This is a genomic window from Pseudomonas sp. FG13 (assembly GCF_057809755.1).
Genome location: NZ_JBMDKO010000001.1, coordinates 1 through 19,422, shown reverse-complemented (window position 1 = coordinate 19,422; position 19,422 = coordinate 1). Strand labels below are relative to the sequence as shown.

20 protein-coding genes are annotated in these 19,422 nt (G+C 61.6%); 8 read left to right on the top strand and 12 right to left on the bottom strand.

Annotated features, from left to right (window positions below; translation table 11 throughout):
* Positions 1-202 precede the first annotated feature (202 nt).
* Positions 203-1,087 carry a LysR family transcriptional regulator gene (locus ACODTO_RS00100; RefSeq protein WP_139641911.1) on the bottom strand — a complete coding sequence of 295 codons (885 nt, stop codon included), beginning with the start codon at positions 1,085-1,087 and terminating at the stop codon, positions 203-205.
* Positions 1,088-1,205: 118 nt separating this feature from the next.
* Here ACODTO_RS00100 and ACODTO_RS00095 point away from each other — a divergent pair, with 118 nt between their 5' ends.
* Positions 1,206-2,849 (top strand): GMC family oxidoreductase, encoded by a 1,644-nt coding sequence (locus ACODTO_RS00095; protein ID WP_139641909.1) that lies wholly within the window; start codon positions 1,206-1,208, stop codon positions 2,847-2,849.
* A gap of 204 nt (positions 2,850-3,053) precedes the next feature.
* On the top strand, positions 3,054-4,676 hold the full coding sequence (locus tag ACODTO_RS00090; RefSeq protein ID WP_139641907.1) for an MFS transporter: 1,623 nt from the start codon (positions 3,054-3,056) through the stop codon (positions 4,674-4,676).
* 170 nt (positions 4,677-4,846) lie between these two features.
* On the opposite strand, the gene ACODTO_RS00085 is transcribed toward ACODTO_RS00090, so the two are convergent.
* The gene (locus ACODTO_RS00085; protein WP_024781367.1) at positions 4,847-5,254 is read right to left on the bottom strand and encodes a response regulator; all 408 of its coding nucleotides are present in this window, start codon (positions 5,252-5,254) and stop codon (positions 4,847-4,849) included.
* 254 nt (positions 5,255-5,508) lie between these two features.
* Between ACODTO_RS00085 and ACODTO_RS00080 the strand changes: the two genes are divergently transcribed.
* Together ACODTO_RS00080 and ACODTO_RS00075 are read left to right on the top strand one after the other, a co-directional pair.
* Entirely contained in the window at positions 5,509-7,425 is a 1,917-nt protein-coding gene (locus tag ACODTO_RS00080) for a DNA topoisomerase III (protein ID WP_139641906.1), read from the top strand.
* A gap of 677 nt (positions 7,426-8,102) precedes the next feature.
* Positions 8,103-8,432, top strand: a complete 330-nt coding sequence (locus ACODTO_RS00075) for a hypothetical protein (RefSeq protein ID WP_139641901.1) — start codon at positions 8,103-8,105, stop codon at positions 8,430-8,432.
* Between the two features lie 84 nt (positions 8,433-8,516).
* Here the strand turns inward: ACODTO_RS00075 and glsB are convergent, their stop codons facing one another.
* The gene (gene glsB / locus ACODTO_RS00070; RefSeq protein ID WP_041023651.1) at positions 8,517-9,425 is read right to left on the bottom strand and encodes a glutaminase B; all 909 of its coding nucleotides are present in this window, start codon (positions 9,423-9,425) and stop codon (positions 8,517-8,519) included.
* Positions 9,426-9,689: 264 nt separating this feature from the next.
* On the opposite strand from glsB, the gene ACODTO_RS00065 reads away from it, so the two are divergent.
* Positions 9,690-9,884: a hypothetical protein gene (locus ACODTO_RS00065; RefSeq protein WP_041023650.1), complete on the top strand. Its 195-nt coding sequence runs from the start codon at positions 9,690-9,692 to the stop codon at positions 9,882-9,884.
* 9 nt (positions 9,885-9,893) lie between these two features.
* On the opposite strand, the gene ACODTO_RS00060 is transcribed toward ACODTO_RS00065, so the two are convergent.
* From ACODTO_RS00060 to ACODTO_RS00020, 9 genes are all read right to left on the bottom strand, one after another.
* A complete protein-coding gene (locus ACODTO_RS00060; RefSeq protein WP_489105802.1) occupies positions 9,894-10,907 on the bottom strand; it encodes a hypothetical protein in 1,014 nt (337 codons plus the stop codon).
* Positions 10,908-11,116: 209 nt separating this feature from the next.
* Entirely contained in the window at positions 11,117-12,046 is a 930-nt protein-coding gene (locus tag ACODTO_RS00055; protein WP_139641897.1) for a ZIP family metal transporter, read from the bottom strand.
* Between the two features lie 76 nt (positions 12,047-12,122).
* The gene (locus ACODTO_RS00050) at positions 12,123-13,004 is read right to left on the bottom strand and encodes a manganese catalase family protein (RefSeq protein ID WP_139641895.1); all 882 of its coding nucleotides are present in this window, start codon (positions 13,002-13,004) and stop codon (positions 12,123-12,125) included.
* A gap of 233 nt (positions 13,005-13,237) precedes the next feature.
* Positions 13,238-13,615, bottom strand: a complete 378-nt coding sequence (locus tag ACODTO_RS00045) for a con-10 family general stress protein (protein WP_139642501.1) — start codon at positions 13,613-13,615, stop codon at positions 13,238-13,240.
* A 45-nt stretch (positions 13,616-13,660) separates the two neighbouring features.
* The gene (locus ACODTO_RS00040; RefSeq protein WP_139641892.1) at positions 13,661-13,924 is read right to left on the bottom strand and encodes a hypothetical protein; all 264 of its coding nucleotides are present in this window, start codon (positions 13,922-13,924) and stop codon (positions 13,661-13,663) included.
* A 124-nt stretch (positions 13,925-14,048) separates the two neighbouring features.
* On the bottom strand, positions 14,049-14,303 hold the full coding sequence (locus tag ACODTO_RS00035; protein ID WP_489105801.1) for a metallothionein: 255 nt from the start codon (positions 14,301-14,303) through the stop codon (positions 14,049-14,051).
* Positions 14,304-14,313: 10 nt separating this feature from the next.
* Complete coding sequence (locus ACODTO_RS00030) at positions 14,314-14,583, bottom strand: hypothetical protein (RefSeq protein WP_139641890.1); 270 nt, start codon at positions 14,581-14,583, stop codon at positions 14,314-14,316.
* Between the two features lie 59 nt (positions 14,584-14,642).
* Positions 14,643-15,152, bottom strand: coding sequence for a ferritin-like domain-containing protein (locus tag ACODTO_RS00025; RefSeq protein WP_139641888.1), 510 nt, complete (start codon positions 15,150-15,152; stop codon positions 14,643-14,645).
* A gap of 286 nt (positions 15,153-15,438) precedes the next feature.
* Positions 15,439-16,341 (bottom strand): LysR family transcriptional regulator, encoded by a 903-nt coding sequence (locus ACODTO_RS00020; RefSeq protein ID WP_041023643.1) that lies wholly within the window; start codon positions 16,339-16,341, stop codon positions 15,439-15,441.
* 145 nt (positions 16,342-16,486) lie between these two features.
* Here ACODTO_RS00020 and ACODTO_RS00015 point away from each other — a divergent pair, with 145 nt between their 5' ends.
* The 3 genes from ACODTO_RS00015 to ACODTO_RS00005 are packed head-to-tail and all read left to right on the top strand — an operon-like array spanning position 16,487 to position 19,077.
* A complete protein-coding gene (locus ACODTO_RS00015; protein ID WP_047703666.1) occupies positions 16,487-17,185 on the top strand; it encodes a CoA transferase subunit A in 699 nt (232 codons plus the stop codon).
* A 33-nt stretch (positions 17,186-17,218) separates the two neighbouring features.
* A complete protein-coding gene (locus ACODTO_RS00010; protein ID WP_003180355.1) occupies positions 17,219-17,884 on the top strand; it encodes a CoA transferase subunit B in 666 nt (221 codons plus the stop codon).
* Between the two features lie 11 nt (positions 17,885-17,895).
* Positions 17,896-19,077, top strand: a complete 1,182-nt coding sequence (locus tag ACODTO_RS00005; protein WP_139641886.1) for an acetyl-CoA C-acetyltransferase — start codon at positions 17,896-17,898, stop codon at positions 19,075-19,077.
* Positions 19,078-19,422 lie beyond the last annotated feature (345 nt).

The window sequence follows — 19,422 nt, the reverse complement described above, 5'->3', positions numbered from 1 at the left end:
CATGGGTGCGCCTTTCTTGTTGTGGGTCTGGCAGTTCCCACGTTAAGGCACGCCGGCGTGTCGGCTTGAGGTCATTGGGGGCCAGAAAAGGGGGCTTGGGCGGCCAGGGCTGATATCTGTCCATGAGGACCTGTGGCGAGGGGATTTATCCCCTCGCCACAGATGAATGCCTTGCCACAGGGCCATGTCCACCTGATGCAGATCAGGGCAACAATGTCCCCTGCTCCCGCTCGCACAGCTGCACCACGTAATCCCACAGCACCCGCAGGCGCACGGATTTGTGCAGTTCGCGACGGGTGCTGATCCAGTAGCTGCGGCGCAGGGTTTCGTCGGGCAGCAAGGGCACCAGCGCCGGGTCGTTGCTGGCCATGTAGCACGGCAGCACGGCGATTCCGAGGCCCGAGCGTGCGGCCTGTTGCTGGGCGATGACGCTGGTGCTGTGGAACACCACTCGCGGGTTGCGGCAAAAGCTGTTGAGAAACATCAGTTCCTGGCTGAACAGCAGGTCATCGACGTAACCGATCCAGGCGTGACGGGCCAGGTCCTCGCGACTGCGCAGCGGTGGCGCGCGGTCCAGGTAAGCCTGGCTGGCGTACAGCGCCAGGCTGTAGTCGGTGAGCTTGCGGGTCACCAGCAGGTCGGCCGCCGGGCGTTCGAGGTGAATGCTGATCTCCGCCTCGCGGTTGAGGATGCTGACGAATCGCGGCACCGCCACCAGCTCCACCTCCAGCCCCGGATAGCGTTGGAACAAGCCGTCCATGCGACTGGCCAGGAACATGATGCCCAGCCCCTCGGTCACCCCCAGGCGAATCTTGCCCAGGGGTGCGCTGGACTGGGTAATGTCCTCCTGGGCCAGCAACGCCACGTTCTCCATGGCCTCGGCGTGCTTGAGCAGCGTCTCGCCAGCCGGGGTCAGTTCATAGCCTTGGGCGTGCTGGACAAACAACGCGGTCCCCAGGCTTTTCTCGATGGCTTCGATGTGCCGGGCCACGGTGGCGTGGGTCGTGTTCAGCCGCCGCGCCGCGGTCAGCAGGCGGCCGCTGCGTTGCAGCTCCAGAAAATAACGCAGGTCATTCCAATCGAACATGAACGCTCCTTGCCCATCGCTGTTTATAAACGCACAGCCGTTGCGCAAAAACTAACATTCTTTTAACGAAAACTAACAACTAGGATGGGTCAGACAAAAACAAAAAATGAGGTCGCGGATGCAACCTGTCGTCGATGAATACGATTACGTGATCGTGGGCGCCGGTCCTGCCGGATGCCTGCTGGCCAATCGGCTTTCGGCCAATCCCCAACATCGGGTGCTGCTGCTCGAAGCCGGCGGACGCGACAATTATCCATGGATTCACATCCCGGTCGGCTACCTGTTCTGCATCGGCAATCCACGTACCGATTGGTGCTTCAAGACCGAAGCACAACCCGGCCTGCAAGGGCGTGCCTTGAGTTATCCGCGCGGCAAGGTACTGGGCGGCTGCTCCTCCATCAACGGCATGATCTACATGCGCGGTCAGGCCGCGGACTACGACGGCTGGGCCGCCGATGGCAACTCCGGTTGGGCCTGGAAAGACGTTCTGCCGCTGTTCCGGCAAAGCGAAAATCACTTCGCCGGGGATTCCGAACTGCATGGCGCCAGCGGCGAATGGCGGGTCGAACGCCAGCGCCTGTCATGGCCGATCCTCGACGCCTTCCGCAGCGCCGCCGAACAGAGCGGCATTGCCAATGTCGACGACTTCAACGGTGGTGACAATGAAGGCTGCGGCTACTTCCAGGTCAATCAGAAAGCCGGCGTGCGTTGGAACGCGGCCAAGGCGTTCCTGAAACCGGCTCGACAGCGCGCCAACCTCACCGTCCTCACCGAAGTCGAAGTCGACCGCGTGCTGCTGCGCGATGACCGGGCCCACGCCGTCAGCGCCCGCTGGCAAGGCAAAGGCATGACCTTCAAGGCACGCAAGGAGATCGTCCTGTGCGCCGGCGCCATCGGCTCGCCGGGAATCCTGCAGCGCTCCGGGATCGGCCCGCGCAACCTGCTGCAGCGCTTGGGGATCGGCGTGGTGCATGAACTGCCGGGGGTGGGCGGCAACCTGCAGGACCACCTGCAACTGCGGCTCATCTACCAGCTGGAAAATGCCCGGACCCTGAACCAGGTCGCCGGCTCGCTGTGGGGCAAGATGGGCATGGGCCTGCGTTACCTTTATGACCGCAGCGGCCCCCTGTCCATGGCGCCCAGCCAGCTCGGTGCGTTTGCCCGCTCGGGACCGGAGCAGACCTCGGCCAACCTCGAATACCACGTGCAGCCATTGTCCCTGGAACGCTTCGGCGAGCCCCTGCACAGCTTCCCGGCGTTCACCGCGTCGGTCTGCGACCTGCGCCCGCAAAGCCGCGGCCGGGTAGACATTCGCTCGGCCGACCCGCACGAGGCGCCGTTGATCCAGCCCAATTACCTGAGCCATCCCGAAGACCTGCGGGTCGCCGCCGACGCCATCCGCTTGACCCGACGCATTGTCGCCGCGCCCGCCCTGCAAGCCTTCAAGCCAAAGGAATACCTGCCGGGCCCCAGCCTGCAGAGCGAAGAAGAACTGCATCGGGCCGCCGCCCGCATCGGCACGACGATTTTTCATCCGGTGGGCACCTGCCGTATGGGCCAGGACGCTGACGCGGTGGTGGACGCGCAACTACGGGTCCATGGCATCAAGGGCCTGCGCATCGCCGATGCCTCGATCATGCCGCGCATCACTTCGGGCAATACCTGCTCGCCGACGCTGATGATCGCAGAGAAGGCCGCGCGGATGATGCTTGAGCCGAACGCGACGAACAACGTCGTTGCAAAGGAGCCTGCCACAGCCTGAAGAACAACCAAATCCCTTGTGGGAGCGAGCCTGCTCGCGATAGCGGTATGCCTGTTAGCGAATAGGTTGACTGACACACCGCCATCGCGAGCAGGCTCGCTCCCACAGGGAACAGCAGTCACTCAAGGAATGCGTCAAAGCAGGAGATGCCAAACCGGCATCGACAGTGGAACAACAAAAACAATCACTGTGAGGGTTACCGCTATGTCCGAGCATGTTCAACCCCTGGAAGCCACGCGGAGCGTCGGCGCCAGTCGGGATATCCAGAAAGTCATCTTCGCCTCCTCCCTGGGGACGGTGTTCGAGTGGTACGACTTTTTTCTCTACGGCGCCCTGGCCGCGGTGATCAGCAAACAGTTCTTCGCCGGTGTCAACGACACCACGGCCTTCATCTTCGCCCTGATGGCGTTCGCCGCCGGCTTCGTCGTACGGCCGTTCGGCGCGCTGGTGTTCGGGCGGCTGGGGGACATGATCGGGCGCAAATACACGTTCCTGGCGACCATCATCCTCATGGGCCTGGCGACGTTCTGCGTCGGCCTGCTACCCAACTACGCCAGCATCGGCATCGCCGCGCCGATCATCCTGGTCGCGCTGCGCATGCTCCAAGGCCTGGCCCTGGGCGGTGAATATGGCGGCGCAGCGACCTACGTCGCCGAACACGCGCCCATCGGCAAGCGCGGCTTCCACACCAGCTGGATCCAGTCCACGGCCACCCTCGGACTGCTGCTCTCGCTGCTGGTGATACTGGGCTGCCGCTACTTCACGGGGGACCAGTTCGAAGTCTGGGGCTGGCGCATTCCGTTCCTGCTGTCGATCCTGCTGTTGGGCATCTCCACCTGGATCCGCATGAGCCTGCACGAATCGCCGGCCTTCGTGAAAATGAAAGAAGAAGGCAAGTGCTGCAAGGCGCCGATCCGTGAATCGTTCGGCAAGTGGGAAAACCTCAAGGTCGTGCTGATCGCGCTGTTCAGCATCAATGCCGGGCAAGCGGTGACCTTCTATGCCGCGCAGTTCTATGTGCTGTTTTTCCTCACCCAGTTCCTGAAAATGGACCCAGCCCTGGCCAACAGCCTGCTGATCGTCAGCGTGGTGATCGGCGCTCCGTTCTTCGTCTTCTTTGGCTGGCTCTCGGATAAAGTCGGGCGCAAACCGGTACTGATGATCGGCCTGCTGCTGGCGACGGCGTTGTACTTCCCGATCTTCAAGACCCTGGCCCACTACGCCAACCCGGCGATCGACCTGGCAAGCCGCCAGGCACCGATCAGCGTGGTCGCCGACCCGGCCACCTGCACCTTCCAGTTCGACCCGGTGGGCAAGGCGCGTTTTGATAGCCCTTGCGACAAGGTCAAGACGTTCCTGGTCAAGCAAGGCCTGCCCTACAGCAGCGTCGCGGCACCGGCGGGCAGCACGGTGCAGGTCAACGTCGGTGACGTGAAGATCGAGGGGTATGACGAAGCCGCCCTGCGCGGCGCGGTGACCCTGGCGGGCTATCCGCAAAAAGCCGACGCCCAGCAGATCAACCGGCCGATGATCGTCGCCTTGATCGTGGCGCTGATCATCATCTCGGCGATGTGCTACGGCCCGCTGGCGGCGTTGATGGTCGAACTGTTTCCGACCCGCATCCGCTACACCGCCATGTCCCTGCCCTACCATATCGGCAACGGCTGGTTCGGTGGCTTCCTGCCCACCGTGTCGTTCGCCCTGGTGGTCTACACCGGGGATATTTTCTACGGGCTGTGGTACCCGGTAGTGATCACCGGAGTGAGCCTGATGGTGGGCATGCTTTGCCTGCGCGAAACCAAGAACGTGGATCTGGAAAAGAACTGAGAAACAGCAGCATCACTCCTGTTTGTAGGAGCATAGCCTGCTCGCGATTGCGGTAAGTCGGCCAACCACAATGTTGACGGGTCTACCGCTATCGCAAGCAAACTATGCTCCCACAGGTTCGTGGTTCAACTGACTGGCATCAGGCTCCCACAGATACTCATCTGTATCCGTCAATGGAGCTGGTGATCCTTCACCGTGCTCTCCACCAGGTCCAGCATCTGCCCCAGCGCCCAGGGCTTGGCGATGAATGCAGCGTGGTGCTTGATCCCGGCGCTTTCCGGCGTTTCGAAACCGGACATGATCAGCAACGGTATCTGTGGCCAGCGATCTCCGGTCAGGTTTGCCAGGTCCGCACCGTCCAACGTGCCTGGCATGGTGATATCGGTCAGCAACAGGTCGACAAAATCCGCGCTCTGCTCAAGGAATGTCAGCGCCGAATCGGCGCTTTCCCGAGGCTCCACGACAAACCCTTCGTCCTCCAGGATTTCGCACAGGAATTCCAGTATCGTCGGGTCATCCTCAACAACGAGAATCAGACGCGTGGTGGCCTGTCCGTCGCCCTTCGGCATCGAATTCATAAAGTGACTCTCCTTGATCCCGCCAATGGTTTACGCGGTTTCAGCCGCTCTGAAAGTTATGAGCGACGCACTCGCGAGAAATTCATTCCAAGTACAGACCGACCGCCGAACGTCACCCCAGACGCTCCAAACGCCCCAAACGCTCCAAACGCAGCGCAACGCTTTGTCTGTATATCCATACAGATAAAGCTTGCTCTCGGGCCGATCCCTGACCATGCTATCGCCCCATGAAACCTGCTCAGGAAAAGGGCGTTATGCGGTTGTACCTGTGTGAGAAACCGTCCCAGGCCAAGGACATCGCTGCGGTGCTTGGCGCCACACGGCGCGGTGACGGCTGTTGGTTGGGCGCGAACGTCACGGTGACCTGGTGCATCGGCCATCTGCTGGAAACCGCCCCGCCCGATGCCTACGATGCCCGCTACAAGCGCTGGGTACTGGCGGACCTGCCCATCGTGCCGGCGCAATGGAAAATGACCGTCAAGCCAAAAACCGCCAGCCAGTACAAGGCGGTCAAGCGCCTGCTGGGGGAAGCCAAGGAACTGGTGATCGCCACCGACGCCGACCGGGAAGGCGAAATGATCGCCCGGGAGCTGGTGGAGCACTGCCGCTATCGCGGGCCGATCCAGCGGCTGTGGCTGTCGGCCCTCGACGAAGCCTCGATCCGCAAGGCCCTGGCCGCCCTCAAGCCGGGAGCCGAAACCTTCAACCTGTATCACTCGGCCCTGGGTCGCTCCCGGGCCGACTGGCTGATCGGCATGAACATGAGTCGCCTGTTCACGTTGCTGGGACGTCAGTCCGGTTACCAGGGCGTGCTGCCGGTGGGTCGGGTGCAGACGCCGACCCTGCGACTGGTGGTGGACCGCGACCGCAGCATCGCCGACTTCGTGCCGGTCGCCTATTGGGCCATCGATGTGCAACTGCGCCACGATGGCACGGCCTTCACTGCCCAGTGGCGCGCCGCCCCGGACGCCTGCGACGACCAGGAGCGCTGCCTGAACCAGGCCCTGGCCCGCGATGCCGCCCAGGCCATGAGCAACGCCCATACCGCCCTGGTGACCAAGGTGCGCACCGAACGCCTGCGTGAAGCGGCACCGCTGCCATTCGACCTGGGCACCCTGCAGGAAGTCTGCTCGAAGAAACTCGGCCTCGGCGCCCAGGAAACCCTGGACATCGCCCAGTCGCTCTATGAAACCTACAAAGTCATTACCTATCCCCGCAGCGATTGCGGCTACCTGCCCTTGAGCCAGCACAGCGAAGCCCCCGCCATCCTGGCCGCCCTCGCCCAGGCCGACCCGGGCCTCGCGCCGCTGCGTGAACACCTGCAACCGCAACGCAAATCCCGGGCCTGGAACGACGCCAAGGTCAGCGCCCACCACGGCATCATTCCCACCGCCGCGGCGAAGAACCTCGACAAGCTCGCTGGCAAGCAACGGGCCGTCTATACGCTGATTCGCGCACGCTACCTGGCGCAGTTCCTGCCCAACCATGAGTACGACCGGACCCAGGCCGACTTCGATTGCGCCGGCCAGGCGCTGCGGGCCGTGGGCAAGCAGATCGTCGAGCCCGGCTGGAAACGCGCCTTGCCCGAAGCCTTGGCCCCCGCCAAGGGGCGTGAAGCGGCGCAACCACAGACTTTGCCAGCACTGGTCGAAGGTCACGACTGTGACGTGGACAAAGTGACACTCAAGGACCTGTGGACCCAGCCTCCCAAGCCGTTCACCGAAGGCGACCTGATCAAGGCGATGAAGAACGTCGCCAAACTGGTGGAAGATCCACTGCTCAAGCAGAAGCTCAAGGACACCACCGGCATCGGCACCGAAGCGACCCGGGCTTCGATCATCCAGGGCTTGCTCGATCGCGGCTACCTGGTGAAAAACGGCAAAGCCTTGTCCGCCACCCCGGCGGCCTTCAGCCTGATCGACGCCGTCCCCCGCGCCATCGCCGACCCCGGCACCACCGCCATCTGGGAACAGGCGCTGGACATGGTGCAAAGCGGTGAGATGAGCCTGGAGGAATTCGTCACCCGGCAAGCCGCCTGGATGAGCAAGCACATTGCCCGTTGCCAGGGCATGAGCCTGACCATCAGCGGCCCGGCCAGCCGCGCCGCAGCGCCCTGGAAGAAAAAGCGCAAGCCGGCCAAGCGCAGACCCGCCAAAACCAAAACAACCTGAAGCACCTTGTGGCGAGGGGATTTATCCCCGCTGGGGCGCGAAGCGGCCCTAAACACCAACACCTCGTATATCAGATAGATTGAGGCGACTCACTTGGGGCCGCTTCGCAGCCCAGCGGGGATAAATCCCCTCGCCACAAATAATCCCAAACCTGACCTGCCCCCACTGCGCGCTCCAAGATTTTTCATACCCAAACCATTTTGTCCGACAATATGTAGTGAACAAAAATAATCACTACAAAACCGTTGACGACGCCGATTTGCCCTTGCATGATGCAGACGTCTCCCCGATCGGGAGTACAGGCAACCGTTTGAGCAAGCTCGTCTGACCGCCGAGCTGTTTTTTTGGATAAGGGACTGCCCACAAGGCAGATTGAAGGTGCTGACCTGGCATGACCGTCCGGTAACAAGGACGAGAAACGTCGGTGAAGGTCCTCATGACGCGAGTGGTCGACCCTCGAAAGTTGACACTGCCTTAAGGTTCTTCGCTGTTTCTCTTCGTTGTAGCGCATTTGCGTAGCAGCCCTTCGATAGCACTACACAACCGATGCACGGCTCCGTTGAAGTCTGACGGACGAACGCTGACGGCCTGGTTTCGGTCGCAGGCAGGCACTGACCGAGAAGCGAAATCTTTGCGAACCACCAGACAGATCAACCAAATGGTCAAGGGGCTTACACATGAATCTGAACAATCAACCATCTATTGATGAACTGGCTCGCATGTTCGCAGCACACAAGGACACACTCGACAGCCATATCCTGTGGATCAGCAAGACTGGCCAGGTCCACATGGATTGCCTGTCGCCCTACGCGCACGAAGGCGAGTTCGAACAGCACCAACAAGACCTGTGCGCCCGGCTGAAGATGTACCGCCGCGGCCAAGGTTACGTGGGCAAGAAGGCTGCGGCCGACAAGGACTTTATCGGTCGCGTGCTGCAAACGCTGACCCAGGCCTGGCAGTCGGTCCAAAACACTTCGCAAGTGCAGGTCATCGACCGCTTCTGCTGATCGCAGTTGAAAAAAAGGCCCGTTCCTGGTGGAGGAACGGGCCTTTTCTTTGCGGCCTGGTGGCCTGTACTCAAATGAGCCTCACTAGAACACCGACCAGCCGATTCGCTGGCTGAGCAATTCCAGCGCCGCCATGCCGGCCAGGGAATTTCCGGCGGCGTTGAGCTCTGGCGACCAGACGCACACCGTGAAGCGCCCCGGTACCACGGCGACAATCCCGCCGCCCACACCACTCTTGCCAGGCAGACCGACACGGTAGGCAAAATTACCCGCCTCGTCGTACAGCCCGCTGGTCGCCATGATGGAGTTGACCTGCTGGGTCTGGCGGGCACTCAGGATCTGTTCGCCGCTGTGCTTGCAGAAGCCGTCGTTGGCCAGGAAACAGAACGCTCGGGCCAGGTCGATACAGCTCATCCGCAGCGCACAGTGACTGAAATAACTGCGCAACACCGCTTCCACGTCGTTATGGAAGTTACCGAACGATTGCATCAAGTAAGCCATCGCCGCGTTCCGGGCACGGTGCTGGTATTCCGACTCAGCGACCTTGCCATCCACCATCACCTGGGGATTGCCCGACAGCCGTCGCACGAAATCACGCATCGACAACGCCGGGGCGGCGAAACGCGACTGGTTGATATCGCAGATCACCAGGGCACCGGCGTTGATGAATGGGTTGCGTGGGCGACCGCGCTCGAACTCCAGCTGCACCAGGGAATTGAACGGCTGGCCGGACGGCTCATGGCCCAGGCGCTCCCAGATGGCTTCGCCGGAATGCTCGATAGCCTGCACCAGGCTGAAAACCTTGGAAATACTCTGTACCGAAAACGGCGTTTCAGCATCACCTGCGCAATACATCTCGCCGTCGTTGCCATACACGGCAATGCCCAACTGGTTGCCAGGCACGCTGCCCAGGGCCGGAATGTAGTTGGCCACCTTGCCCTGACCAATCAGGGGGCGGACCGCATCGAGGATCTCGTTCAACAGTGCTTGCATGTGCGGGGGTCCGGTCATTTCATTCCCCGTTCGAGTGCGGGGATACAGACCCTAGACGCTGGTGGACGGGATCAGAGCACACTCATGTATCAAGCCGCTCACCTTTCGCTGGGAAGGAGAGTAGCTGTGGGAGCGAGGCTTGCCCGCGATAAAGTCCATGCGGTCCCTCCTGGAACCGAGTCGCTGCCTCGCGGGCAAGCCTTGCTCCCACAGAGCACTCAATCGAGCGGTCTATAGTGAAAGACCAACCGGCAGGAGGATACGATGCGCCAGATCATGCAGAAAGAACCCTGGTGGGCCTCGCCGCCCAGGCCAGGACAGGATGAAAGCGAGTTGGAATGGGGCTGGCTGGTGATTTACAGCGAAGGCGAGCCACGCTTCGAATTCGTCAGGGAACGCCCTTCGGACGAACAGATCCGTCACCGCAAGGGTTGTCGCGTCACGCTTGGTGCAGAATGAACCCGCCCGTCACGGCTTGATGTCGGGCAGCGCCACCGCCTGATTCGCCAGCTCCGCCTCCACCAGGTTGCCTTCGATTTCTTCGTCCAGGTAGTACACCGGTGCCAGCACACCACTGAGGGGATGCTTGAGTGACTTGAACCAGGCTTCATCGAACGCGGCGCTCAGGCTTTTGCGAATCTGAGCCTCCATTTCCGGCCGCTCGCCTTCGTGGATGACCGCGCGAACACCTGCCACGCCCACCGAAATCAGTGCCCCTACCGCCTTCCCGGCCACGGCTGCGGCCGCACTGGCCGCCCCTCGCGTGGCAAATTGGGCTTCGATCTTTTCACTGGTGCGTTGCGCCACCGTGGCAATCACTGCATCCGACGGACCCGCCCCCGTGTCGGCGGCCTTGTTGACGTGGTCGATCAACGCGGCGTAGGCCGGCAGCGTATTCAGCGGCTCGGTGTGGACCATCTCATACAACGAAGCATTGCGCGCCGCCGGTGGCCCCAGGTTTATCGCGGTAATGCCGTGCAGGCGCCGGTTCATCAGCTCGTCTGGGATTTGATGCCTCTGTGCGATCACCTGGGCCTGCTGATTGAGCAGGCGCACGTAATAACTTGTCGCGGCGGCCCTGATCGCTTCAGGATCGATCTCCACGGCCACCGGTTCCAGCACCCGCTCGCGATACTGCTCTTGAAGGTAGAGCGCCAGGCGGTTGGAGGCGGAATCCGCTTCGCCCTTGGCACTGGCGGCGTACCAGCTGACCTTCACCGCCATCCATTCCTGGGTCCAATAGCTGCTGAACCAGGGGATGAACTCAGCCTCGGTCCGTTCGTACACCAGCACCCGCCAATGCTCCATCGACCCGCGGGCATAGACTTCAGCCTGCCCGATAGCGCTTTTGGAAGCCGCGATGAGCTGCTGGTCGACCTGCCGCCAGGTGTCCTGGGCAACCGCGCTCACCTGCTGGCCGCGCGGGGGCGTGGCGCACCCCGCCAGAGCGATCAAAACGGCCAGCATCAGCGAACGCAGCACGATCGCGCCACCCCGGATTCATGTCATCCATGGCATTGAGTATAGGTGGCAGGAAACAACAAAGCTGACCCACCGCTATCGCGAGCAGGCTCGCTCCCACAGGGGATTCGCGGTGGACGCTGTTGTCATGAACACCTCAGGACCACTGTGGGAGCGAGCCTGCTCGCGATGGCGGCGGTACAGTCGACATCAATAACGCAAGCTGACCCTCAGCCCAGCGCCGTGTCGAGGAACATCATTACCGCGAACCCCATCATCAAGCCCAGAGTAGCCGGGGTTTCATGGCCGTTGCGGTGGGTTTCGGGAATCACCTCGTGGGACACCACGAAAATCATCGCCCCGGCCGCCAGGCCCAGGCTGATGGGATAGGCCACGGCCACGCCCGAGGACATGCCCAGGCCGATCACCGCCCCCAACGGCTCCATCAGCCCCGAGCCGACCGCAATCAACGCGGCCCGCAGGGTACTGATGCCGGTGACTCGCAGGGCCATGGCAATGGCGAGCCCTTCGGGAATGTCCTGGATAGCAATCGCCGTGGTCAGGGGCAGGCCGACCTTGAAGTCACCGTCGGCAAAACTGACGCCGATGGCCATGCCCTCCGGCAAGTTGTGCAAGGTAATCGCGAGCACGAACAGCCAGACGCGATTGATGCGTTCGGCTTGCGGCCCACGCCGGCCGCTCAATTCGTGTTCGTGGGGAATAAACCGGTCAAGGCCGATCATCAGCGCAACGCCCAACCCCAGGCCCAGCACCACGACAAACGCGGCGAGCAACTGATTGCCGCAAATCACTCGGGCGGCTTCGATGCCGGGCAATATCAGCGAAAACGAACTGGCGGCCAGCATCATGCCGGCGGCAAAGCCCAACATGATGTCCTGGGTGCGAGAGGAGATATCCCGCAACACCACGGCCATGATTGCGCCCAAGGCCGTGGCGGCGAATCCGGAGGTTCCGCCCAGCACCGCATAGCCCAGGTGGTGACGGTCGGCGCCTACCAATGCGTTATAACCGCTGTAGAGCAACAACGCAGCGACCACCGCCAGCCCGAGCCAGAAGCTCGCGCCCAGCAGCAGGTTGTCGTGCAGGGGATCCAGCCAGGTGCGCCAGGGCGATCGGATCCGGGAAGTCGGCTGGTCCATCAAATATCCTTACAGGCTTTAGCCAGGCCCTATGAAAGATTCGGCGAGGAAGCCAGACCCCCTCGCCGCGTTGTACCTACAGTTTGTCACCTTGCATTCCCGAACCCAAGTCGGCACCTGTGGTGGGGTCGCTCTCGGGGTTGGACATCGTCCGCGCCTTCATGTCCATCAGCAGGGCTTCGTCTTTTTTACTTAGCTGTACGCTGGCCAGGCCATCGCCGCCATCCACCGCCGGCGTGGGGTTTTCGACGAACTCCCAGTCGTCACCCTGGTTCCACGGGCCGCGAACAGCCGGCTCGCCCTGGGACATGTTGAAGTACACGTTGGTGAACTCCGGCATGCCTGGCAATTTACCTTGAGGAAAATTGGGCTGGATGGAATGCAGGGCTTTTTCAAATGACAACTGGTGTGCGATTTCCCGGGTCATCAGGAAACCCAATGCCTCTTTTACACCCGGATCGTCGGTGACGTTCATCAGCCGTTCATAGACAATTTTCGCCCGGGCCTCGGCCGCGATGTTGGAGCGCATGTCCGCGGTCGGCTCGCCGATGGTGTCGACGTAGGCTGCGGTCCAAGGCACACCCGCCGAGTTGGTCAGGGGCGAACCCGCGCCGTACAGCAGGCTGGTGATATGCGAATCGTTGCCGGCACCGTTGATGTCCCGGTACAGCTGCCCTTCCTTTTCCACGCCTTCGGCCATCTTGCCCTTGGCGCCCTTGTTCAGCATCACGATGATCGAACCGATGATCTCCAGATGGCTGAGTTCCTCGGTGGCGATGTCCATGAGCAGATCCTTGCGACCCGGATCATCCTCGGAGAGCGCCTGGGTGAAATAACGAGAGGCCGCCGCCAACTCCCCCTGGGCCCCACCGAACTGTTCCAGCAGCAGGTTGGCAAGACCTGGATTCGGTTCTGCCACACGCACGGTGTACTGCAGTCGCTTATTATGTAGAAACATGTTTGAACTCCTCGATCAGGGCACAACTTATGGGCCTACCGACAAACGGCAGACTGACGAATATCTGAATAAATAAAGGAAATTAAATTTACTTTTTACTCAATAACGACAGCAGGCGGAAAACTCGATCACGCCAATCTTCAAATCATTGAATAACGCAGCCAATGGGTATTTTTATAGCTTGGCAGTACAAGCCCCCTGTCAGCGCCAAGGGGCCTGCCTGTCATGGCGTGTTACGACTTGCGCCCACCGCCGTGGCTACTTTCACCGCCCTTCTTGCCGGCTTCCGAAGCTTTTTCCCGGTCGTTGGCGAAATTGCCACCCGATGCCTGTCCGCCTTTGCGACCAGCTTCCGAAGCACGCTCAGGGTCGTTGGCAAAATTGCCACCGGACGCCTGCCCGCCCTTGCGCCCAGCCTCTGCGGCACGTTGAGGGTCATTGGCGAAATTGCCGCCGGACGCCTGGCCACCTTTGCGGCCGGCCTCCGAAGCGCGTGCAGGATCGTTGGCAAAATTGCCCCCGGACGCTTGCCCGCCTTTTTTCCCGGCTTCCGATGCCTTTTCACGATCGTTAGCGAAATTGCCAGGGTTTTTATTGCCTGTATTAGCCATTTCATTCACCTCGTTAGTTACTATCCGCGAACCTGTCGGCTCGTATTATTCGGAGAACACGAGGCCGATAAGGTTTGAACAGAGTTCGGCAACCGGCGACGAACGGTCAGCACTTGTGAGTTCATTAAAAACACACAATCCGATGCTATCGAACAAGCGGCAGCCGATAAATTCACTTAAATAATTAAAGGCTATCGACGGACCTGAAACAGGCCGGCAAAAAGCCCAATGAACAGTGCGTGTCTTTCCACGCCGTCCGCCAAAGGCCGGATGGCGCCGGCACCCCACTGCACCGGTCTCGTCACCCATACCTCGCGCCGTTCCAGGAAGCCAAAACTCGCGGGCTGCCGGCGTTATCTTGCACCGCCGCACTGTCCGGCTTGCGGCGTCCGGGCACCCTGTCGCCACTGCCCGGATATAGACGTGCCGTTAATCAGGGAGAAATCGGATCACTGGCCGGGAAGGTTTCCTCCAGCGCATCGTCCAGTTGCTCATTGGTCACGTCCCGCTCCCCGACCTTGCCACTGCGCTCGCAATGGCAGTCGGGCGCCGGACAGGGTTCGCCATTGGGGTGCTGCTCGGCGCAGGCCTGACTGCAATAGGCCTCGCCGTCACGGTTGAACATCCGCTGTGGGTCCACCTCACATTGGCAATCGGGGCAGCCGCATTTCATCTTCGATTCGCTCATGCTTTTTCTCCTAGGAGCCCACCAGCAACTGGACCTCGAGATTGGCTGCCGCGATACCGTGCTTGACCACGTACACCTCGGCGTCCCAGCCTTTGGTCAGGTTGCGGTAGGACTGGATGCCAAGGGCCGTGCCGCTGCTCCATTCCATGACGTCACCGACGTCGATGTCATTGGCCGAACGCAACTCAAGCACGGTGTGGCCTTCCTCCTGCGCCACGTACACACCCACCATTGCGCTCTGTCGATTGATGGCTCGTACCTCTCCGCTGGTCTGATTCATACACCTCCTCTATGCGCCGGTTGGCGAACGGCCGGCCCTGGGTCGGCCGCTCTTCACGTTCAGCGCTTGGCTTCGGTATGGGGATTGTCGGAGCGTTCCAGGAACGCCTGGGTGATCTCCGGCAAGTGGTCGCGCAGCCAATCGGCCATGGCGATCTCTTGTGGCAGGATCTGCTCGCAGGCCCGCTGGGTCTCGACGTCGCCGGCCACTTTCGCCGCCGCGATCAGCACGGTATAGGAAGCGATTTCCAGGTTCTCGAACACGTAGCCGCTCATCGCGCCCTTGACCACCTCATCGCTCATGGTCATGCCACCGACCGCCTGACCGAAAGCCATGAGCTTGCCGGCCATGTCCTTGATCATCGATGTGCTGCCGCCCAATCGCTGGATGCATTGCTCCACCAGCTTCTGTTGCCCGAGGGTTTCCTGCAGATGCTCTTCGATGCGGGCCTTGAGCACCGGGTAGTGCTTCAGCCGCTCGGCCTGGGCCTTGAGCATTTTTTCCGCTTGCTGCTCCATGGCATGGGCGTCGTTGAGCCAGTCCAGCAGGTTCTCTTTAGGCGTTGCCATTTCCTTCTCCTTTTCCGTGGTCGAGACTGCACCGCAGCGCGACGGTTCTGAAATACCGCACATAAAAGTGGATGTTCCAGGCAGCGGGAAAGTTTGAAGAAAGCGCGATGCAGGGCGACGAAAGGCACGGGTGGCGGTTCGGCTTGCATTTGTGTTGAATGTTCTGCCCCTTCGCGAGCAGGCTCGCTCCCACAGGAGGTCGCCGCTGTCCCCTGTGGGAGCGAGCCTGCTCGCGAAGGCAATTTGTCAGCGACATCAATGTAAGCTGACGCCCGAAGGTCCGGGCTCAGTGCATCCCCAATCGAGCCCCCAGGTCCTGATCCTTGAGGGTATCGAACAGCGCCTGCGCCGCCGCCGAGAGCTCATGCCCCGGTTTGGTCAGTACACCAATGGCGCGCTCCACCACCGGATCGCCCAGGGTGATGCAGCGGGCACCGAGTTCATGCATTTGCCCGACGCACAACGCCGGCACCGCGCTCACCCCCAGGCCGCTGGCGACCATGCGTCCGACCGTCGCCAACTGATGGCTCTCGAACTCCACCGGCAGCTTCATGCCCCGGGCCTGGAGATGCTCTTCCAGCATCACCCGCACGGTGGAGGGCCGTTGCAGGGTGATGAACGGCTGTTCCAACAAGGTCTGCCACTGGATTTCGCTGCGTTGGGCCAACGGCGAATCCAACGGTACCACCGCGACGAAACGATCCAGGTACAACGGCGTGAACGCCAGGGATGAACCCGGCAGCGGCTCGAACGCAACGCCCAGTTCGACGTGACGGTCACGCACCATCTCCAGCACCTGTTCGTTGATCACATCGTTGACCGTGACGTTGACATTCGGATAGCGGACGCGGAAGGTCTTGAGGATCGGTGGCAGCAGGTTGCCGGCGAACGACGGCATGGCCGCCAGGGTCACCCGTCCGCGTTGCAAGGTAAAGCGCTGGCGCATCTCATCCTCGGCGTTGTCCCAGTCGGCAATCAGCCGTCGGGCCAGGGGCAACAGGGATTCCCCCTCAGGCGTCAGGGCCACGTTGCGGGTGTTGCGGCTGAACAGGCGCCCGCCCAAGCCTTCTTCCAGGGCCTTGATGGTCAGGCTCAGGGCCGACTGGGACAGATGCAGTCGCTCACACGCCACGGCGAAGCTCAGGCTTTGGGCCACGGCCAGAAAGGCACGGATCTGCTTGAGGGTCATGGTCACTTTGCTCCGAGCCGCAAGAGGTGGGCGGCGATTATTGAGATTTATCAATCAATCTAATCTAAAAATCAACTTAACAAATATATGACTTGGCGTAACACTGCATTCCATTGCGACCCCATCAAGAATAAAAGAGGTGTCTATGGCAGGTTTCGACAAACGCGTGAGCTCCTATGAAGAAGCGCTGGCGGGCTTGAAGGACGGCATGACCGTCATCGCCGGCGGCTTCGGCCTGTGCGGCATTCCGGAAAACCTGATCGCCGAGATCAAGCGCAAGGGCATCCGCGACCTCACCGTGGTGTCCAACAACTGCGGCGTCGATGGCTTCGGCCTCGGCGTGCTCCTGGAAGATCGGCAGATCCGCAAAGTGATTGCCTCCTACGTGGGCGAGAACGCCCTCTTCGAGCAGCAGTTGTTGAGCGGCGAGATCGAAGTCCAACTCACCCCCCAAGGCACCCTCGCGGAAAAAATGCGCGCCGGCGGTGCAGGCATCCCCGCGTTCTTTACCGCCACCGGCGTCGGTACTCCGGTGGCCGAAGGCAAGGAAGTGCGTGAGTTCCATGGTCGTCAGTACTTGATGGAAGAGTCCATCACCGGCGACTTCGCCATCGTCAAAGGCTGGAAAGCCGACCACTTCGGCAACGTGGTCTATCGCCACACCGCCCAGAACTTCAACCCACTGGCCGCCACGGCGGGCAAGATCACCGTGGTCGAAGTCGAAGAGATCGTCGAACCCGGCGAGCTGGACCCGACGCAGATCCATACCCCTGGCATCTACGTCGACCGGATCATCTGCGGCACGTTCGAGAAGCGCATCGAACAGCGCACCGTACGCAAGTGATCCCCAGCCTCCAGCCACAGAAGGAATAACGACATGGCACTTTCCCGCGAACAAATGGCTCAACGCGTCGCCCGCGAAATGCAGGACGGCTACTACGTGAACCTGGGCATCGGCATTCCCACCCTGGTCGCCAACTACATCCCCGAAGGCATGGAAGTCATGCTGCAATCGGAAAACGGCTTGCTCGGCATGGGCGCGTTCCCCACCGAGGCCGAGGTCGATGCCGACATGATCAATGCCGGCAAGCAGACCGTTACCGCGCGCATCGGCGCATCGATCTTCTCTTCGGCCGAATCGTTCGCCATGATCCGCGGCGGTCACATCGACCTGACCGTGCTCGGCGCGTTCGAGGTGGATGTCGAAGGCAACATCGCCTCGTGGATGATCCCCGGCAAGCTGGTCAAGGGCATGGGCGGGGCGATGGACCTGGTGGCCGGTGCCGAGAACATCATCGTCACCATGACCCATGCGTCGAAGGACGGCGAATCGAAACTGCTCCCCCGTTGCAGCCTGCCGCTGACTGGCGCCGGTTGCATCAAGCGCGTGCTGACCGACCTGGCCTACCTGGAAATCCAGGATGGCGCCTTCATCCTGAAAGAACGGGCCCCAGGCGTCAGCGTCGAGGAAATCGTCGCCAAGACCGCCGGCAAATTGATCGTGCCGGACCATGTGCCTGAAATGCAGTTCGCTGCCCAATGAGGAGAGATGCGATGCAAGAAGTCGTGATTGTCGCCGCCACCCGTACCGCCATCGGCAGCTTCCAGGGTTCGCTGGCGTCCATTGCCGCACCGGAACTCGGTGCAGCGGTGATCCGTCGCCTGCTGGAACAGACCGGCCTTTCTGGCGAGCAGGTCGATGAAGTGATTCTTGGCCAGGTGCTGACCGCAGGCTCCGGGCAGAACCCGGCGCGCCAGGCGTCGATCCTGGCCGGGCTGCCCCATGCCGTGCCCGCGATGACCCTGAACAAGGTCTGTGGTTCGGGGCTCAAGGCGTTACACCTCGGTGCCCAGGCTATCCGCTGTGGCGATGCCGACGTCATCATCGCCGGCGGCATGGAAAACATGAGCCTGGCCCCCTACGTACTGCCGGCTGCCCGCACAGGCCTGCGCATGGGCCATGCGCAGATGATCGACAGCATGATCACCGATGGCTTGTGGGATGCTTTCAACGATTACCACATGGGCATCACCGCCGAGAACCTGGTGGACAAGTACGGCATCAGTCGCGAGGAGCAGGACGCCTTTGCCGCCGCCTCCCAGCAGAAGGCCGTGGCCGCCATTGAAGGTGGCCGGTTCGCCGATGAGATCACGCCGATCCAGATTCCCCAGCGCAAGGGTGACCCGCTGACCTTTGCCACCGACGAACAACCACGGGCCGGCACCACCGCCGAATCCCTGGGCAAACTCAAGCCCGCCTTCAAGAAGGACGGCAGCGTCACCGCTGGCAACGCTTCGTCACTCAATGACGGTGCGGCGGCGGTGCTGCTGATGAGCGCCGACAAAGCCAAGGCGCTGGGCTTGCCGGTACTGGCGAAAATCAGTGCCTACGCCAACGCCGGCGTCGACCCGGCCATCATGGGCATCGGCCCGGTTTCGGCCACCCGCCGCTGCCTGGACAAGGCCGGCTGGTCCCTGGAGCAACTGGACCTGATCGAAGCCAACGAAGCCTTTGCCGCCCAGTCGTTGGCCGTGGCCAGGGAGCTGAAGTGGGACATGGACAAGGTCAACGTCAATGGCGGCGCCATCGCCCTGGGCCACCCGATCGGCGCTTCGGGCTGCCGGGTGCTGGTGTCGTTGCTGCATGAGATGATCAAGCGCGACGCCAAGAAAGGCCTGGCAACGCTGTGCATCGGCGGCGGCCAGGGCGTGGCCCTGGCCCTGGAACGGCCATAACCGGCAACGGGCTCAACGGTGGCTGAGCGGACCCACGAATATCCGCACTGCCACCGGCACCACCACCGGCGCAACCTCGATTGCGCCGGTTTTTTTTGCCTGCTGACTGTCGGGGTGATGTTGGCTGTGATGGCGCTGTCGCGGGCAAGCCTTGCTCCCACGATGTCCGGTGGGGAATGGACTGTCGTGACCACGCAGCTTTCCGGTGGGAGCAAAGCTTGCTCGCAACCTCGGTTGCGCCGGTTTTTTTGCCTGCTGACCGTCGGGGTGGTGTTGGCTGTGATGGCGCTATCGCGAGCAGGCTCGCTCCCACAGGGGATCTGCGCCGGTCACAGAATGTGTGTC

Coding starts and splice junctions, on each gene's coding strand:
- ACODTO_RS00100 (WP_139641911.1), bottom strand. CDS start 1,087: ATGTTCGATTGGAATGACCTGCGTTATTTTCTGGAGCTGCAACGCAGC.
- ACODTO_RS00095 (WP_139641909.1), top strand. CDS start 1,206: ATGCAACCTGTCGTCGATGAATACGATTACGTGATCGTGGGCGCCGGT.
- ACODTO_RS00090 (WP_139641907.1), top strand. CDS start 3,054: ATGTCCGAGCATGTTCAACCCCTGGAAGCCACGCGGAGCGTCGGCGCC.
- ACODTO_RS00085 (WP_024781367.1), bottom strand. CDS start 5,254: ATGAATTCGATGCCGAAGGGCGACGGACAGGCCACCACGCGTCTGATT.
- ACODTO_RS00080 (WP_139641906.1), top strand. CDS start 5,509: ATGCGGTTGTACCTGTGTGAGAAACCGTCCCAGGCCAAGGACATCGCT.
- ACODTO_RS00075 (WP_139641901.1), top strand. CDS start 8,103: ATGAATCTGAACAATCAACCATCTATTGATGAACTGGCTCGCATGTTC.
- glsB (WP_041023651.1), bottom strand. CDS start 9,425: ATGCAAGCACTGTTGAACGAGATCCTCGATGCGGTCCGCCCCCTGATT.
- ACODTO_RS00065 (WP_041023650.1), top strand. CDS start 9,690: ATGCGCCAGATCATGCAGAAAGAACCCTGGTGGGCCTCGCCGCCCAGG.
- ACODTO_RS00055 (WP_139641897.1), bottom strand. CDS start 12,046: ATGGACCAGCCGACTTCCCGGATCCGATCGCCCTGGCGCACCTGGCTG.
- ACODTO_RS00050 (WP_139641895.1), bottom strand. CDS start 13,004: ATGTTTCTACATAATAAGCGACTGCAGTACACCGTGCGTGTGGCAGAA.
- ACODTO_RS00045 (WP_139642501.1), bottom strand. CDS start 13,615: ATGGCTAATACAGGCAATAAAAACCCTGGCAATTTCGCTAACGATCGT.
- ACODTO_RS00040 (WP_139641892.1), bottom strand. CDS start 13,924: ATGGGTGACGAGACCGGTGCAGTGGGGTGCCGGCGCCATCCGGCCTTT.
- ACODTO_RS00035 (WP_489105801.1), bottom strand. CDS start 14,303: ATGAGCGAATCGAAGATGAAATGCGGCTGCCCCGATTGCCAATGTGAG.
- ACODTO_RS00030 (WP_139641890.1), bottom strand. CDS start 14,583: ATGAATCAGACCAGCGGAGAGGTACGAGCCATCAATCGACAGAGCGCA.
- ACODTO_RS00025 (WP_139641888.1), bottom strand. CDS start 15,152: ATGGCAACGCCTAAAGAGAACCTGCTGGACTGGCTCAACGACGCCCAT.
- ACODTO_RS00020 (WP_041023643.1), bottom strand. CDS start 16,341: ATGACCCTCAAGCAGATCCGTGCCTTTCTGGCCGTGGCCCAAAGCCTG.
- ACODTO_RS00015 (WP_047703666.1), top strand. CDS start 16,487: ATGGCAGGTTTCGACAAACGCGTGAGCTCCTATGAAGAAGCGCTGGCG.
- ACODTO_RS00010 (WP_003180355.1), top strand. CDS start 17,219: ATGGCACTTTCCCGCGAACAAATGGCTCAACGCGTCGCCCGCGAAATG.
- ACODTO_RS00005 (WP_139641886.1), top strand. CDS start 17,896: ATGCAAGAAGTCGTGATTGTCGCCGCCACCCGTACCGCCATCGGCAGC.